Here is a 16,059-nt window from a genome sequence, read left to right as displayed (position 1 = left end):
TGGGCCATCTACGGGCATCCTGTCGGCCGCGCCCCGCCCGGCAAACGGCGCGGATCTTAGTTAGTCACCTCGATGTCCGCCGGGGCCGCGACCTGACAGAACCGGCCCGTCGTCGTTGACCGGTCCGTCCCGGTCCGGGTGTGCTGCGCCCATGTCGAACGCTTCCGCGGAACCGCCCGCCGCACCCACCGACCCCGCCGCGCTCCTGCCCCTGTTCGAGCGCGCGTTCAACAACCGCGATCTCGACCAGCTGGAGCGGCTCTACGAGCCGGACGCCCTGCTGATCCTCGCCCCCGGCACGGTCCTGACCGGCGACCAGAGGCGCGCGCGCAGCCGGGAGGAGCAGCACTTCCTGCCGATCAAGGTGGCCGTCCGCCACCAGTACGTCACCGGCGACATCGCCCTGGTGATCAACGACTACGTCCACGAGGGAACCGGACCCGACGGCACCCCGCTCCGGATCGAGGGCACCGCCGTCGACGTGCTCCGGCGCGGCGCGGACGGCGCCTGGCGCTGCGTCATCAGCAACCCCGCCGGCCTGGGCGCCGCCGGTCCCACCGCACCCTGACCACTGTCGACACCGGGCCGCAGCGGCGCCGGTGACCGGCCGGCCGGACGGTCAGCCCGTCAATCGGGCGACGATGCCGGCGGCCGGGCCCGGCACGGCGGACGCGAAACCGGTCCCGGCCCACAGGTTCAGCGCCTCGGCGTCACCGAGACGTGCCGCCGCGGCCCGGATCGGCGCGGTCAGGTGGTGCACCGCCGGATAGGCGACCGGCGCCGCCGCGGAGTAGGCGTCGGTGAAGCGGTTGGCCAGGGCCCGCGCCGGATGACCGGTGAACGCCCGGGTGACAACGGTCCGGCGGAAGTCGCCGGAGAGCATCGCGGCGCGCTGCGCCGGCCGGGTACCGGCCTCGTCGGCGAGCAGGAACGCGGTGCCGCTCTGCACCGCCGCCGCGCCGGCCGCGCGCAGCCGCGCGACATCCTCGGCGGACGAGGTTCCGCCGGCCACGACGACCGGCAGGTCCGTGACCGACCGTACGGCGGCGAGCAGGTCCCGCGCCTCGCCGCGCGGCCGGTAGCCGGCCGGATCGGTGGTCGAGGCGTGCCCGCCCGCCGTGCCCGCCTGCGCGACGAGCGCGTCCGGTCCGGCGGCGACCGCCCGGCGGGCCTCGTCGGCCGAGGTGACGGTGATCAGCACGTGGCATCCGGCGTCGCGCAGCGCCCGCACCACGCCCGCCGGCGGTACGCCGAACGCGAAGCTCACGAGCGGGACCGCGTACGCCACCGCCAGGTCCACCTTCGCGGCGAAGTGGTCGTCGTCGTGCCCGCGCGGCGTCGGCAGGTCCACCCCGTACCGCTGCGCCTCCGGCAGCAACAACCGGCGGTACGCCTCCACCCGCGCCGGGTCCGGCTCGGCCGGGGTCGGCACGAAGATGTTGAGCCCGTACGGCACGCCGGCGGCGCGCGTCGCGCGTACCTGGTCCTCGACGGAGTCGGGGGTCTGGTAGCCGGCGGCGAGGAAGCCGACCGAGCCGGCCCGGGCGGCAGCGGTGACCAGCGCCGGGTTCGACGGACCTCCGGCCATCGGGGCGACCACCAGGGGAGGGAGCAGCTCGGTCATGGCGTGACCCTACGTCGGTTCCGGACGACAGCGAGTGCGGGGAACCCCGTCCAGGGGTTCCCCGCACCCTGTGGGGGAAGGGCTCAGATCCGGGCCGCTTCCTCGACCCCGGCCGGGGGAACCGGGGCCGTCTTCGCCCGCCGTCCGGGCATCCACCAGTTGGCCTTGCCGCACAGCTCCATCACCGCCGGGACGAGGATCATCCGGACGATGGTGGCGTCGACGAACACCGCCACCGCCATGCCCAGGCCGACCTGCTTGACCGAGACGTCGGGGCCGAGCATGCCGGTGGTGAACACGGCGATCATGATGGCGGCTGCCGCCGTGATCACCTTGGCGGTACGGGCCAGACCGCGGGTCACGGCACGGCGGGTGTCGCCGGTGCGCTCGTACTCCTCACGGATCCGCGAGATCAGGAAGACCTCGTAGTCCATGGAGAGGCCGAACAGCAGCGGGAACATCATCATCGGCACCCATGTCGTGATCGGCATGGAGGTGGGGAAGCCGAGGGCGGACCCGAGCCAACCCCACTGCACGATCGCCACCAGCACACCGAACGAGGCGCCGATGGACAGCAGGTTCATCACCGCCGCCTGCAGCGCGATCGTGACCGACCGCACCAGCACGACGAGCAGCAGCAGGGACAGCAGGATGACCACGGTGATCATTACGGGCAGCCGGGAGCTGGTCTCCTCGGCGAGGTCGATCGCGCCGGCGTTCGGGCCGCCGAGATAGACCTCGCGGCCGCCGGACGCCGCGGGGAGCACGTCGTCGCGCAGCTTGTGCACCAGGTCCGCGGTGGCCTCGTCCTGGGCGCCGGTGCGGGGGAAGGCCATGAAGACGGCGGCCTGCCCGTCCTGGCTGATCCGGGGCGGCGTCGCGTACGCCACGCCCTCGGTGCCGCTCACCGCGGCGACGACCGGACCGAGGTCGCTGTTTCCGTCGCCGACCTCGGCGGCGAAGATCAGGGGAGCGCCGTAGCCGGGGCCGAAGCCCTCGGACAGGATCTCGTACGAGGTGTAGCTGCTGCGGTCGCGGGGCTGGACGCTGGCGTCGGGCAGGCTCAGCCGCATCGACAGCAGCGGCGCGGTCAGCACCAGCAGGATGGCGGTTGCCCCGAGCGCGGCGATGACCGGGCGGCGCTGCACCACGCCGGCCCAGCGTTCCGCGAGCGTGCGGCGCTCCTGCTTCGGCGCGTCGGAGCCGGCCTGCCGAAGGGGGCCCCGGCGCGGTACGCGCAGACCCTGGATCTTGTAGCCGGCGAAGCCCAGGAAGGCCGGCATCAGCGTGACCGCGGCGATCATCGTCACCAGCACCGTCGCCGAGGCCCCGAGCGCGACGCCGTTCATCATCTTCTGGCCCATGGCGATCAGGCCCAGCAGCGCGATCATCACGGTGGTGCCCGCGAAGAGGACCGCGTGACCGGCGGTGGTGATGGCCTTGACCGTGGCGCTCTCGGGATCGTCCCCCTCCACCAGGCTGTCCTTGAAGCGGGTGAGGATGAACAACGCGTAGTCGATGCCGACGCCGAGGCCGATCAGCACGGCGATGAGCACCGTGAAGTCCGGTGAGGGGACCAGGTGTCCGACGAGCTTCATCAGCGCGACGCCGCCGAGCACCGCCAGCAGCGCGGTGACGATCGGCAGGCCCATCGCCACCAGCGAGCCGAACGCGAGGAACAGGATCACCGCGGCGGTCACCACGCCGACCGCCTCGGCCGGTCCCTGCGGGGGCGTCTCCGCCTTCTCCGCCCGCTCGCCGCCCAGCCCCAGCGTCACGCCGTCGCCGGAGGCGTCCTTGACCGTGTCGACGAGTGGCTTGGCCTCGGCCTTCTCCACGTCCATCGAGGTCAGCGGGATCGTCGTCCGGGCGATGCGGCGGTCGGCGGTGACCAGGTTGCGGTCGTCGTAGGGCGAGACGATCGGCCCGGTCACCGGTGAGGCGTCCAGGTCGGAGATGACCTTCTCGATCTTCTGCCGCGCCGCCGGGTCGTCGATGCCCCGCTCGGCCTTGATGGCCAGAGTGAGCGTGTCGCCCCGCTGCTCGGGGAAGTGCTTCTCGATCAGGGCCTGCGCCCGTGCGGAATGGGAGTCCCCGCCGGAGTAGACGTTGTCCGGGGCGGCGCCGTAGCGGAAGCCCAGGAACGCCAGGGCGATGACGCCGACGATCCAGGTCAGGAGCACCAGTCGACGACGCCGGTAACAGAACCGCGCCAATCCCGCCAGAGCTCCGTCTGTGCGGGGAGTCTCGGTAGGCATCATCTTCTCCTCAAGTCAATAAGCGCTCTACCTAATGGTCGTGAACAGGCACTTCTGTGTCGCCGTACGGATGCAGGCACTTCCTGGACGTCGCTACCACGGTTGCGGTACTCCATTTGCAGTACACCTGTCGGTATCCGGTCAGCGCCGTATCCTGCGCTTTCTCTGTCGGCAGAGCGGTGCCGTGACCAGCCGCCGTCGACCGCCCGCGGGAGCGGTCGCGTCCGGACCGGGCAGGAGTGACGCCGTGTTCCGGTCGGAGCTTGTTTCACCTGGTCACGATGGTGCTGGACGTTCGGCCGGCCAGTCCGGGACGGTCCGCGGCGAGGGCTGTTTCGGTCATGCGTGCGAGTTCTGCCAATCGTGGCATTGTTTAGGTAAGTCCGATATCAGCGGGATGCTGCCTGATATATGACGGCTGCGCCGGGGCCTGCCGGATAGTTATGATGAGCGACGACGGTGATCGATGGCAAATGTGGTTGCTGTGGGGTAGCGTCATCGACCGAGTCCAGGCTTTTCTTGAGCTGTGTGCGCATATTCCGGGGGGATTATGACAACGGGACGGCCGCGGGAGAACGAGGCGACAGCCGCAGCACGAAATCCGGTGTGCGCCGCCGGGGGGCCGGTGTCCCAGCCGGGGGGCGGAGGGAGCGACGAGCAGGTCCTGCGCGAGATCCTCGGGGTCGACGTGCACCGCGAGCTGATTGACTTCGCGGGCGGTGCCGGCGGAAATCCGCACCTGGTCGCCGAACTGGCGCGCGGGCTCGCCGAAGAGGGATTGATCCGGGAGAGAAATGGTCGGGCGGAATTGGTTTCCCGTCGAATTCCCCGGCGTGTGCTGAGTTTTGTCATGCGGCGATTGAATGACGTGAGCGCCGGCTGCCAGCAGTTTCTGAAGGTTGCCGCCGCATTGGGCAGATCCTTCATGCTGGAGGACGTCTCGAGAATGCTGGGCAGATCGTCGGCGGCCCTGCTCCCGCCGGTGGACGAGGCGATCGCCTCGGGCTTCGTCGTGGCCGCCGAGCATCAGCTCGCCTTTCAGAGCGATTTCCTGCTGCGCGGCATCATCGAGGCCATTCCCGGGCCGGCCCGCGACGCCTTACGACGTGAGGCGATGAGCCTTTCCGGGCGACGCAGCCCGGTGGCCGACCGGAATCGCCGGATGGACGCCGCGACTGCCGCGCCGGTGAGCGCGACCGGAGAGGACGCCACCGGATCCTGTTCCCGCGCGCACCGCCTGATCATGAGCGGGAACGCCGAGGCCGGCGTCCGTGTCGCCGAGGCGGTTCTCGCCGGCCCGGCCGCGTCGCCCGCCGCCCGGCGTGACGCGCAGGCGTGTCTGGTGCTGGCCGATCTCCTGCTCGGCGGCGAGGGCACCGATCCGCTGACCGAGGCGATCCTGCGGGAACGCGACGCCGAGTCCGGTGACGCCGCGCTGGCGATGGCGCTGACCGCCCGGTCCACCGGGCTGTGGTCGGCGGGAAAGCTGGCCGACGGCCTGGAGCTGGGACGGGCGGCGGTGCGGGCCGGCGCGGAGGCTGAACCGGTGTGGCGTCTGCACGCCCAGCTCGCGCTCGCCGGCAAACTCGCGAACCTGCGTGAGTTCGACGAGGCCGAGGCGCTGATCAACGAGGCGGAGGCCGGCCTGCGCGGACTGCCCGCGCCGATCTGGACGGCCGCGCCGGCGGTGATGCGGTCCCGGCTGCTGCTGCAGGCCGGGCGGATCGGGGACGCGCGCCGGGAGGCGGCGCTGGCCACCGCCGCCGTGGCCGGGGACGCGGTGCCCATGCTGCGGCCCCTCGCCTACGCGGTGCTCAGCACCGCCTCCTTCTACATGGGCGACGTGCCCGCCGCGATCGAGTACCTCAGGCGGGGGCAGGAGGACGCGGACCGCCACGTGGTCCTCGACTCGGTGCAGTACTCGTGGGCGGAAGTGCTGATCACGGTCAAGCAGGAGGGCCCGCGGGCCGCCGCCCGGCTGCTGGCGGGCAAGCACCGCCGCCTGCCGACGCGACGCCGCCTGTACGTCGAGGTGCCGAGCGCCGCCGCCTTCCTGGTCCTGCTCGCCCGCGACGTGGACGACCGTGACCTCGAACGCCGCGTCCTCGCCACGGTGGACGGGCTGGCCGCGGACAATCCCGGGATCCAGGTCGTCAGCCTCACCGCCATGCACGCCCACGCGCTGGCGAACAGCGCCCCGGCGGCTCTGGCGCTCATCATCGTGCAGTCACGGGACCCGATCTCGGTGGCGCTGGCCACCGAGGAGCTCGCCAAGCTCTACGCCGCGCAGGCCCAGGCGGGGGGACGGCCGGTGACGCCGGCCCGCGCCGAGGAAACCGGCGTCCCACCGGCGAGCTGCTGGTCGACCCTGTCCGACATGGAGCAGCGGATCGCCTACCTGGTGAGCGTGGGCCTGACGAACCGGCAGATCGCCAAGCAGGTCCACCTGTCCGCGCACACCGTCAACTACCACCTGCGGAAGGTCTACCGGAAGCTGGGCTTCAACACCCGGGCCGAGCTGGCGCACGCCGCGGCCACCTACTCCAGCCGTGCGGCGATCTATTCGATGACCGGCGAGCCGGACTGGGACACGGGCTCCGTGACCGGCAAGGCCAGCTGAACCGCGTCTCCGGCGTCCGCCGGCTGAACCGCGCCCGTCCGCCGGACGGCCCGCTCAGCCCGCGGACGCCGGCTGGCGTGGGGTGGCCAGCGCCGGCCGGACCGCCTCGTGCGCGATGAAGCAGCGGGTCAGTTCGACCCGGCTGTTGATGTCGAGCTTGGAGAAGACGCGCCGCAGGTGGCTGTCGACGGTGTGCGGGGACAGGAACAGCGAGCTCGCCGCCTCACGGTTGGTCATCCCGTCCACGATGGCCCGCACGACCCGCAGCTCCGCGCTGGTCAGGCTCTCCCACCCGGACCGGGGCCGGTCCGGGACCAGCGGGCGGACGTTGTGCGCGGGCACACCACGCAGCTCGGCCTCCACGCGGTCCAGGTCGCGTCGCGCGCCGCACTCGCGGTAGGCGTCCGCCGCGGCTTCGAGGAGCCGGGTGGCCTCGGCCCGGTCCCGGGTGCCGCGGGCCGCGTCCTCCACCGCGCCGGCCGCGGCCAGCGTACGGCCGGCGAGCCGGTGCAGATCCGCGGCCCGCAGCAGTGCCGCCGGATCGTCGCGCAGCAGACCCGCGGCGTGCTCGGCCGCCGCCGCCAGCGACTGGACGAACGGATTGCCGCGGGCGACGCGCCGGGCGACCTCCACGGCCCGCTCGGCCTCCGCGTCGAGCCCGGCCCGGCGGGCGTGGCGGACGAGCGCCGCCGCCGCGGCCGGCGCCTCGGTGAACAGCAGCGGATCGGGTACGACCTGCCCGGCGACGTTGATCAACGTCTGCACCATCATCGCCGGACGGCCGCTGGCCGCGTGGAACCGGGCCAGCGCCCAGTCCATCCGCGCCGTGTCGTCGGCGCCGGCCAGCCGCTCGGCCGCCCGTAACTGGTCGTTGGCCGTGGCGAGGTCACCGCGGTGCACGCTCAGGTGGGCCAGGACCAGGCGCGCCGGTACGCAGTCGGCCGGCCGGGCGCGATCGGCGGCTCGCAGCGCCGCCTCCGCCTCGGCGCGCGCCTCCTCCAGCCGTCCCGCCGCCGTCAGCAGCTCGGCCCGGTGGCCGCGCCGGAGCGTCTCCGAGCCGGTGGGGCAGGACTCCCGCGTCGTCGGCCGTACGGTGTCCAGCACCGCCTGCGCCTCGTCGCGCTGATCGGCCGCGGCCAGTGCCCGGACCAGCCAGGTCCACAGCGGCCGCCCGCCGGGCGCGCAGCCCGGCGACGGGGCCCCGGGCTCCGGCCCGGCGGGCGACGCGCCGCCCAGGCGCTTCGTGACGTCCGCGAGCGCCCGGTCCAGCTTGGCCCGGTCCAGCTCGCACACGTCGTGGCGGGCGCGCGTGCGCCGCAGGAAGCCGGCCGCCAGGCGGTGGTTGCCGGCGGCCCGCATGCCGTGGCCCAGTTCGAGCACGAGTTGCGTCTCGACGTCCGCCGGGAGGTCGCGGCGCAGGATCACCTCCGCGAGGCGGCCGGCCTCGGTGGGCCGTCCCGCCCCGGCCAGCAGGCGCAGCGCACGGGCCAGCGCCCGCGGCGCCTCGGCGGACCTGTTCTCCAGGTGGGACACGGCCTCCGCCACCACCTCGTCGCACCCGCACCGGCCGGAGCGCGGCGCCGGCCCGGCCGCCGCGACGGGCACTGCCGCCTCCGGCGCGGAGCGGGCGACACGTACGCCGGCGGGGGAGTGGGGCGGACCGAGCCGCCCGCGCGGGGCCGGGCCGTCCGCCACGTCGCCCGCCGCCGGCGCGGTGGCGGGCTCGGCGCGCTCCGGTCGCGGGTACGCGGCGTGCCGAAGCGCCTCGCCGACGACCTGGTGGGCGAAGGTCAGCTCCGCGCCGTCGCGCCGCAGCAGCCCGACCCGTACCGCCTCGTCGATCGCGGCGGACACGTCGGCGGCCGGCCCGTCGAGCAGGCCCGTCACCCGGTCGGCGGGGAACGTGTGGCCGAGCCGGCCGGCGGCCGCGAGCAGGCGCCGCAGCGGGGGCGGCATCTCCTCCAGCAGCCCGTGGACGGCGGTGAGGACACCGTCGGGCAGCCCGTCGGACACCACCGACGCGGCGCCGTCCACGATGATCATCTGGCCGGCCTTGATGAACGCGCTGAACACGTTCTCCATCACCTTCGGGTTGCCGCCGCAGCGGGCCGCCCAGCGCAGGACGGAGGCGTCCGGCCGGGCGCCGAGGATGCCGGCGCACAGGTCGGCCACCGCCTCCTCGCCCGGCTCGCGCAGCCGTACCCGTACCGCGACGTGCTCGGCCAGCCAGTCGACGGCGTGCTGGGCGATCGACCCGGCGGCGACCGGCCGTCGGGCCAGCAGCCAGAGCACCGGCGAGGACGCCAGCCGCGGCACGAGTCCGCGCAGGGCGAGGGCGCTGACGTCGTCGATGCGCTGGGCGTCGTCCAGGGCGACCACGAGCGGACGCCGGCGCGCCGCGACCTCGACCAGATCGCCGACCCGGTCGATCAGCCAGAACGGGTTGGCGCCCGGGACGGCGAGCTGCTCGACCGCCGCTTCGCCGGGCATCGCGTGGCGCAGGAAATTGACCAGCAGGTGAACGGGCACCGGCTGGTCCGTGACGCTTGCCCGCCCGGCCACCACTGTCAGCCCGCGGGCTGCCGCCTCCAGGCCGGTGACCTTCAGCAGGTGGGTCTTGCCGATGCCGAACGGCCCGTCGACCACGACGCAGCCGCCGGAACCCCGCACGGTGGCGTCGAGCAGTTCCCCCAATGAGGACAATTCCCGCTTGCGCCCCGCCATGCGATTCATGATGACCATCCCGTTTTTCCTCTGCTGAATCGTCCGACGCGCGCCGCGAGTCGAGGTCCTCGGGCGTTCGACCGTCCGTTCTGGACAGTTGAACGCCGGATCGGTGCGGGCTACTCAGTTATACGGGATCTGCGGCCGTTCGTCGGCGACGTCGCTGGCAGCGCCCACTACTCGCGTGAGTAGTGGGCACGGTGACGGAGCGCGATTACTGTCAGGCCATGCCGGAATCGGCATGCCGGCGCGGACGAAATGGCGGCGCCGATGGGGAGATCGGCGTCGTTTCCGCGCCGGCGCGACCGTCCGGAACGGAATCGACTGATCGCGGCTCGACGTGACTGGTCCAGCGAATCCAGGGGAGTCCGAGATGCGTGAGTGTAATGGTGAATGCCGCCTCGATCGGGAGACCCGGGCATGACCGTCGGACATCTCGGGACGGTCACCGACTCGGCGCCCGTCGACGCCGCGCTGCGGGACTTCTTCGCCGAGCGCCGCGCCGAGGCCCGCGAGCTGGGCGACGACTTCGCGGCCCTGGTCGCCGAGCTGGAGAGCTACGTGCTGCGGGGCGGCAAGCGCATCCGGCCCGCCTTCGCCTGGCTGGGCTGGATCGGCGCCGGCGGCGACCCGGAGGACCCGGTGGCCGGCGCGGTGCTGAACGCCTGCGCCGGGTTCGAGCTGCTGCACGCGTCCGGCCTGATCCACGACGACATCATCGACGCGTCCCAGACCCGCCGCGGCCATCCCGCCGCGCATGTCGCGTACGCCGAACGGCACCGGGCGCGGCGCTTCTCCGGTGACCCGGGCACGTTCGGCACCGGCACCGCCATCCTGATCGGCGACCTGGTCCTGATCTGGGCCGACGTCCTGGTCCGCGCCTCCGGCCTGCCGGCCGACGCGCACGTGCGGGTCTCGCCGGTGTGGTCGGCGGTGCGCTCCGAGGTCATGTACGGCCAGCTGCTCGACCTGATCAGCCAGGTCAGCCGGAGCGAGGACGTCGACGCGGCGCTGCGCATCAACCAGTACAAGACCGCCTCGTACACGGTGGAGCGCCCACTGCAGTTCGGCGCCGCGATCGCCGGCGCGGACGACGACCTCTTCGCCGCCTACCGCGCCTTCGGCGCCGACATCGGCATCGCGTTCCAGCTCCGCGACGACCTGCTCGGCGTGTTCGGCGACCCGGTGGTGACGGGCAAGCCGTCCGGCGACGACCTGCGGGAGGGCAAGCGGACGGTCCTGCTCGCCACGGCGCTCAAGCGCGCCGACGAACGGGACCCGGACGCGGCGGCCTACCTGCGGGCCAAGGTCGGCACCGACCTCGCCGACGAGGAGATCGCCCGCATCCGTGGCATCTTCCGCGACGTCGGCGCGGTCGAGGAGATCGAGCGGCAGATCTCGCTGCGCACCGACCGGGCGCTGGCCGCGCTGGAGGCCAGCAGCGCCACCGCCCCCGCGAAACATCAGCTCGCCGACATGGCGATCAAGGCCACCCAGCGGGCCCAGTGATGTCCACGGAACCGGTGACCGTCGTCGCCTGCCGCGTCCTCGACGACAGGGGTGACGGAGCGGTCCGCCTCGGCGCCGGCCGCGCCCACGGCAAGGCCATCCTGCTGGGCGAGCACGCCGTCGTGTACGGCGCGCCGGCGCTCGCCGTCCCGGTGCCGCAACTGACCGCCGTGGCGAAGGCGCGCCGGGCCGGCGGCGACGGCCCGGACGAGATCTCGTTCGCCATCGCCGGGCTGGAGAGCCCGGAGGTGACGTCGCTGCCGACCGACGGTCTGCAGCACCTGGTGACGGAGTTCCGGCAGCGGGCCGCCGTCACCGAGCCGATGCGCGTCGACGTGCTCGTGGACTGCGCGATCCCGCAGGGCCGGGGGCTCGGGTCGAGCGCCGCCTGCGCCCGCGCCGCGGTGCTGGCCCTCGCGGACGCGTTCGACCGCCGCCTCGACGCCGGCACGGTGTTCGATCTGGTGCAGGCCTCGGAGAACGTGGCGCACGGCCGGGCCAGCGGCATCGACGCGCTGGCCACCGGCGCGACCGCGCCGCTGATCTTCCGCGACGGCGTCGGCCGGGAACTGCCGGTCGCCATGGCGGGCTCCGCGCGGCTGTCCGACCCGGCCGGGTTCGACGCGGTGCTCGTCATCGCGGACAGCGGCGTCAGCGGCAGCACCAGGGACGCGGTGGAGTTGCTGCGTGGGGCTTTCGAACGCTCCCCGCGCACGCGCGACGAGTTCGTCAGCCGGGTCACCAGCCTGACCGAGGCGGCGGCGCACGACCTGCTCCAGGGCCGGGTCGCCGACTTCGGCGCGCGGCTGACCGAGAACCACCGGCTGTTGCGTGACGTGGGGGTCAGCACCGACCGGATCGACCGGATGGTCGACGCCGCGCTCGCCGCGGGCAGCCCGGGCGCCAAGATCAGTGGCGGTGGGCTGGGCGGCTGCATGATCGCGCTGGCCGGGGACCGCCGGGAGTCCGCGGCGGTGGTGCGCGGCGTCCGGCAGGCGGGCGCCGTCCGCACCTGGGTCGTCCCGATGGGGAGGTTCGCCGGCCATGACGACTGACCACCGGACGCAGCAGCCCACGCCGGCGCTGGACCGGCGGGCGACCGCGGTGGCCCATCCGAACATCGCACTGATCAAGTACTGGGGCAAGCGCGACGAGCAGCTCATGATCCCGTACGCCGACAGCCTGTCGATGACGCTCGACATCTTCCCGACCACCACCACCGTCCGGATCGACAGCGGCGCGCCGGCCGACGAGGTGGTCCTCGACGGCTCACCCGCCGGCGGCGAGCGGCGACAGCGCGTCGTCGCCTTCCTGGACCTGCTGCGGCAACTGGCGGGGCGCACGGAACGGGCCCACGTCGACACCCGCAACTCCGTACCGACCGGCGCCGGCCTGGCGTCCTCGGCGAGCGGATTCGCCGCCCTCGCGCTCGCCGGCGCCGCCGCGTACGGCCTCGACCTGGACGCCACCGCGCTGTCCCGGCTGGCCCGGCGGGGGTCCGTGTCGGCCTCCCGGTCGGTCTTCGGCGGCTTCGCGATCTGCCACGCGGGCCCCGGCGCCGGGGCCGCCGCGGACCTCGGCTCCTACGCCGAGCCGGTGCCGGTCGCGCCGTTCGACGTCGTGCTGGTGGTCGCCATCGTCGACGCCGAGCCGAAGGCGGTGTCGAGCCGTGAGGGGATGCGGCGGACCGTCCGGACCTCGCCGCTCTATCCGTCGTGGGTGGCCTCCGGCCGGGCCGACCTGGCCGAGATGCGGACCGCGCTGCTGCGGGGCGACCTGGACGCCGTCGGCGAGATCGCCGAACGCAACGCCCTCGGCATGCACGCCACCATGCTGGCGGCCCGGCCGGCGGTGCGCTACCTGGCGCCGGTCACGGTGGCCGTGCTCGACAGCGTGCTGCGCCTGCGCGCCGACGGCGTCGGCGCCTACGCCACCATGGACGCGGGACCGAACGTCAAGGTGCTCTGCCGCCGTGCCGACGCCGACCGGGTGGCCGACACCCTGCGCGACGTCGCGCCGGGCTGCGCCGTGGTCGTCGCCGGACCGGGCCCGGCGGCCGCGCCGGACCCGGGCAGCCGGCCGTGACCGGGCCGGGCGCCGTGCGCCACCACGCGCCGGGCAAGCTGTTCATCGCCGGTGAGTACGCGGTGCTGGAGCCGGGTCACCCGGCGCTGCTGGTGGCTGTCGACAGGGGAGTGGACGTCACCGTCTCCGGCGCCGACGCCCACCTCGTGGTCGACTCCGACCTCCGCCCGGACCGGGCGCGCCTGCGGTGGCAGGACGGCCGGCTCGTCGCCGCGGACGACGGGCAGCCGGCGCCCGCCGACCTCGGCGCCGTGACCTCCGCGATCGAGGTGGTCGGCGAACTCCTGGCCGGGCGCGGACTGCGCCCGCTGCCGATGCGGGTGGCGATCACCAGCCGGCTGCACCGGGCCGGGACGAAGTTCGGGCTCGGGTCGAGCGGGGCGGTGAGCGTCGCCACGGTGACCGCCGTGGCCGCGTACCACGGGGTGGAGCTGTCGCTCGAATCGCGGTTCCGGCTGGCGATGCTGGCGACGGTGCGCGACGGCGCCGACGCCTCCGGCGGTGACCTGGCCGCGAGCGTCTGGGGCGGCTGGATCGCCTACCAGGCGCCCGACCGCGCCGCCGTACGCGACATGGCGCGGCGGCGCGGCGTGGAGGAGACGATGCGCGCGCCCTGGCCGGGCCTGCGGGTCCGGCGGCTGCCGCCACCGCGTGGCCTCGCGCTGGAGGTGGGCTGGACCGGGGAGCCGGCCAGCAGCAGCGCGCTGACCGGGCGGCTGGCCGCCTCCCGGTGGCGGGGCAGCGCCGCGCGGTGGAGCTTCACCAGCCGCAGCCAGGAGTGCGTACGCACCGCGATCGACGCGCTGGAGCGGGGCGACGACCAGGAACTGCTGCACCAGGTCCGGCGGGCCCGGCACGTGCTCGCCGAGCTGGACGACGAGGTCCGGCTCGGCATCTTCACCCCCCGCCTGACGGCGCTGTGCGACGCCGCCGAGACCGTCGGCGGCGCGGCCAAACCGTCCGGCGCCGGCGGCGGCGACTGCGGCATCGCGTTGCTGGACGCCGCCGCCGCGACGCAGACCGCGCGGCTGCGCGAGCAGTGGGCCGCCGCCGGGGTGCTCCCCATGCCGGTCCAGGTCCACCAGACGAACGGGAGCGCGCGATGATCGCCAACCGCAAGGACGACCACGTCCGGCTCGCCGCCGAGCAGCAGGACCGGCTCGGCGGTCACCACGAGTTCGACGACGTGTCGTTCGTGCACCACGCACTGGCCGGCATCGACCGGTCCGACGTCTCGCTGGCCACCTCGTTCGGCGGCATCGACTGGCCGGTGCCACTGTGCATCAACGCGATGACCGGCGGCAGCACCAAGACCGGCCTGATCAACCGGGACCTGGCGATCGCGGCCCGGGAGACCGGCGTACCCGTCGCGACCGGGTCGATGAGCGCCTACTTCGCCGACGAGTCGGTGGCCGAGACGTTCAGCGTGATGCGCCGGGAGAACCCGGACGGGTTCATCATGGCCAACGTCAACGCCACCGCCACGGTCGAGCGGGCCCGGCGGGCCGTCGACCTGATGCGGGCCGACGCGCTGCAGATCCACCTGAACACCATCCAGGAGACGGTGATGCCGGAGGGCGACAGGTCGTTCGCCGCCTGGGGACCGCGGATCGAACAGATCGTCGCCGGCGTCGGTGTCCCGGTGATCGTCAAGGAGGTCGGCTTCGGGCTCAGCCGCGAGACGCTGCTGCGGCTGCGGGACATGGGTGTCCGGGTGGCCGACGTCGCCGGCCGGGGCGGCACGAACTTCGCCCGGATCGAGAACGACCGGCGCGACGCCGCCGACTACTCCTTCCTCGACGGGTGGGGGCAGTCGACACCCGCCTGCCTGCTCGACGCCCAGGGCGTCGACCTGCCCGTGCTGGCCTCCGGCGGGGTCCGTAACCCGCTCGACGTGGTCCGTGGGCTGGCGCTCGGCGCCGGCGCCGCCGGGGTGTCCGGGCTGTTCCTGCGGACGCTCCTGGACGGCGGCGTGCCGGCGCTGCTGTCGCTGATCTCCACCTGGCTCGACCAGATCGAAGCCCTGATGACCGCCCTGGGCGCGCGCACGCCGGCCGACCTGACCCGGTGCGACCTGCTGATCCACGGACGGCTGAGCGCGTTCTGCGCGGCCCGGGGCATCGACACCCACCGCCTCGCCACCCGCTCCGGCGCCACCCACGAGATGATCGGAGGCATTCGATGAACGACGCCATCGCCGGTGTGCCCATGAAATGGGTGGGTCCCGTGCGGATCTCGGGCAACGTGGCACAGGTCGAGACGGAGGTCCCGCTCGCCACGTACGAGTCGCCGCTGTGGCCGTCCGTGGGCCGGGGCGCGAAGATCTCCCGGCTGGTCGAGGCGGGCATCGTCGCCACGCTCGTCGACGAGCGCATGACCCGCTCGGTGTTCGTGCGCGCCAAGGACGCGCAGACCGCCTACCTGGCCTCGCTGGAGGTCGACGCGCGGTTCGACGAGCTGCGTGACATCGTGCGCACCTGCGGCAGGTTCGTCGAGCTGATCGGGTTCCACCACGAGATCACCGCGAATCTGCTGTTCCTGCGGTTCAGTTTCACCACCGGTGACGCGTCCGGGCACAACATGGCGACGCTGGCCGCCGACGCGCTGCTGAAGCACATCCTGGACACCATTCCCGGAATCTCGTACGGCTCGATCTCGGGCAACTACTGCACCGACAAGAAGGCCACCGCGATAAACGGCATTCTCGGCCGGGGCAAGAACGTGGTCACCGAACTGGTGGTGCCACGGGAGATCGTCCACGACAGACTGCACACGACGGCGGCCGCGATCGCCCAGTTGAACGTGCACAAGAACATGATCGGCACATTGCTCGCCGGCGGTGTCCGCTCGGCCAACGCGCACTACGCGAACATGCTGCTCGGGTTCTACCTGGCGACCGGGCAGGACGCCGCGAACATCGTCGAGGGCTCCCAGGGAGTGACGGTCGCCGAGGACCGCGACGGCGACCTCTATTTCTCCTGCACGCTGCCCAACCTGATCGTGGGCACCGTCGGCAACGGCAAGGGTCTCGGCTTCGTGGCGGAGAACCTGGAACGGCTCGGCTGCCGCGCCGCGCGTGATCCGGGCGAGAACGCCCGGCGGCTCGCGGTCATCGCGGCCGCGACGGTGCTCTGCGGCGAACTGTCCCTGCTCGCCGCGCAGACCAACCCGGGCGAGCTGATGCGGGCGCACGTCCGGCTCGAACGCCCGACCGAGACCACGAAGATCGGAGCCTGACG

The 16,059-nt window shown here is 73.4% G+C and carries 11 protein-coding genes; 8 read left to right on the top strand and 3 right to left on the bottom strand.

Annotation, left to right across the window (positions count from 1 at the left end):
* Nucleotides 1-151 precede the first annotated feature (151 nt).
* Nucleotides 152-568, top strand: coding sequence for a YybH family protein (locus tag PVK74_RS09585; RefSeq protein ID WP_274478851.1), 417 nt, complete (start codon nucleotides 152-154; stop codon nucleotides 566-568).
* Between the two features lie 51 nt (nucleotides 569-619).
* Here the strand turns inward: PVK74_RS09585 and PVK74_RS09580 are convergent, their stop codons facing one another.
* Both PVK74_RS09580 and PVK74_RS09575 read right to left on the bottom strand, forming a co-directional pair.
* Complete coding sequence (locus PVK74_RS09580; protein ID WP_140946106.1) at nucleotides 620-1,624, bottom strand: nitronate monooxygenase; 1,005 nt, start codon at nucleotides 1,622-1,624, stop codon at nucleotides 620-622.
* A gap of 83 nt (nucleotides 1,625-1,707) precedes the next feature.
* Complete coding sequence (locus PVK74_RS09575) at nucleotides 1,708-3,807, bottom strand: MMPL family transporter (RefSeq protein ID WP_197494845.1); 2,100 nt, start codon at nucleotides 3,805-3,807, stop codon at nucleotides 1,708-1,710.
* A gap of 1,000 nt (nucleotides 3,808-4,807) precedes the next feature.
* On the opposite strand from PVK74_RS09575, the gene PVK74_RS09570 reads away from it, so the two are divergent.
* Complete coding sequence (locus PVK74_RS09570; protein WP_187692357.1) at nucleotides 4,808-6,502, top strand: LuxR C-terminal-related transcriptional regulator; 1,695 nt, start codon at nucleotides 4,808-4,810, stop codon at nucleotides 6,500-6,502.
* Between the two features lie 54 nt (nucleotides 6,503-6,556).
* Here PVK74_RS09570 and PVK74_RS09565 read toward each other — a convergent pair whose 3' ends face one another.
* Nucleotides 6,557-9,226, bottom strand: a complete 2,670-nt coding sequence (locus tag PVK74_RS09565; protein WP_274478848.1) for a helix-turn-helix transcriptional regulator — start codon at nucleotides 9,224-9,226, stop codon at nucleotides 6,557-6,559.
* Nucleotides 9,227-9,646: 420 nt separating this feature from the next.
* Between PVK74_RS09565 and PVK74_RS09560 the strand changes: the two genes are divergently transcribed.
* Genes PVK74_RS09560 through PVK74_RS09535 form a run of 6 tightly spaced genes read left to right on the top strand, consistent with a single transcriptional unit; the run spans nucleotide 9,647 to nucleotide 16,057 of the window.
* On the top strand, nucleotides 9,647-10,735 hold the full coding sequence (locus PVK74_RS09560) for a polyprenyl synthetase family protein (RefSeq protein ID WP_064445534.1): 1,089 nt from the start codon (nucleotides 9,647-9,649) through the stop codon (nucleotides 10,733-10,735).
* Nucleotides 10,735-11,790 (top strand): mevalonate kinase, encoded by a 1,056-nt coding sequence (mvk, locus tag PVK74_RS09555; RefSeq protein WP_274478846.1) that lies wholly within the window; start codon nucleotides 10,735-10,737, stop codon nucleotides 11,788-11,790. The genes PVK74_RS09560 and mvk overlap by 1 nt, the downstream gene beginning before the upstream one ends.
* Nucleotides 11,780-12,820, top strand: coding sequence for a diphosphomevalonate decarboxylase (mvaD, locus tag PVK74_RS09550; RefSeq protein ID WP_274478845.1), 1,041 nt, complete (start codon nucleotides 11,780-11,782; stop codon nucleotides 12,818-12,820). The genes mvk and mvaD overlap by 11 nt, the downstream gene beginning before the upstream one ends.
* The gene (locus tag PVK74_RS09545) at nucleotides 12,817-13,926 is read left to right on the top strand and encodes a phosphomevalonate kinase (protein ID WP_043323053.1); all 1,110 of its coding nucleotides are present in this window, start codon (nucleotides 12,817-12,819) and stop codon (nucleotides 13,924-13,926) included. The genes mvaD and PVK74_RS09545 overlap by 4 nt, the downstream gene beginning before the upstream one ends.
* Nucleotides 13,923-15,005, top strand: coding sequence for a type 2 isopentenyl-diphosphate Delta-isomerase (gene fni, locus PVK74_RS09540; protein WP_069088370.1), 1,083 nt, complete (start codon nucleotides 13,923-13,925; stop codon nucleotides 15,003-15,005). Before PVK74_RS09545 ends, fni begins: the two co-directional genes overlap by 4 nt.
* Nucleotides 15,002-16,057 (top strand): hydroxymethylglutaryl-CoA reductase, encoded by a 1,056-nt coding sequence (locus PVK74_RS09535; RefSeq protein ID WP_113973015.1) that lies wholly within the window; start codon nucleotides 15,002-15,004, stop codon nucleotides 16,055-16,057. Before fni ends, PVK74_RS09535 begins: the two co-directional genes overlap by 4 nt.
* Nucleotides 16,058-16,059 lie beyond the last annotated feature (2 nt).

The sequence above is a fragment of the Micromonospora chalcea genome, from assembly GCF_028768405.1.
GTDB lineage: Bacteria > Actinomycetota > Actinomycetes > Mycobacteriales > Micromonosporaceae > Micromonospora > Micromonospora chalcea.
This window is presented reverse-complemented; position numbering and strand designations above follow the sequence as displayed.

Coding starts and splice junctions, on each gene's coding strand:
- PVK74_RS09585 (WP_274478851.1), top strand. CDS start 152: ATGTCGAACGCTTCCGCGGAACCGCCCGCCGCACCCACCGACCCCGCC.
- PVK74_RS09570 (WP_187692357.1), top strand. CDS start 4,808: ATGCTGGAGGACGTCTCGAGAATGCTGGGCAGATCGTCGGCGGCCCTG.
- mvk (WP_274478846.1), top strand. CDS start 10,735: ATGTCCACGGAACCGGTGACCGTCGTCGCCTGCCGCGTCCTCGACGAC.
- PVK74_RS09580 (WP_140946106.1), bottom strand. CDS start 1,624: ATGACCGAGCTGCTCCCTCCCCTGGTGGTCGCCCCGATGGCCGGAGGT.
- mvaD (WP_274478845.1), top strand. CDS start 11,780: ATGACGACTGACCACCGGACGCAGCAGCCCACGCCGGCGCTGGACCGG.
- PVK74_RS09535 (WP_113973015.1), top strand. CDS start 15,002: ATGAACGACGCCATCGCCGGTGTGCCCATGAAATGGGTGGGTCCCGTG.
- PVK74_RS09565 (WP_274478848.1), bottom strand. CDS start 9,226: ATGGCGGGGCGCAAGCGGGAATTGTCCTCATTGGGGGAACTGCTCGAC.
- PVK74_RS09560 (WP_064445534.1), top strand. CDS start 9,647: ATGACCGTCGGACATCTCGGGACGGTCACCGACTCGGCGCCCGTCGAC.
- fni (WP_069088370.1), top strand. CDS start 13,923: ATGATCGCCAACCGCAAGGACGACCACGTCCGGCTCGCCGCCGAGCAG.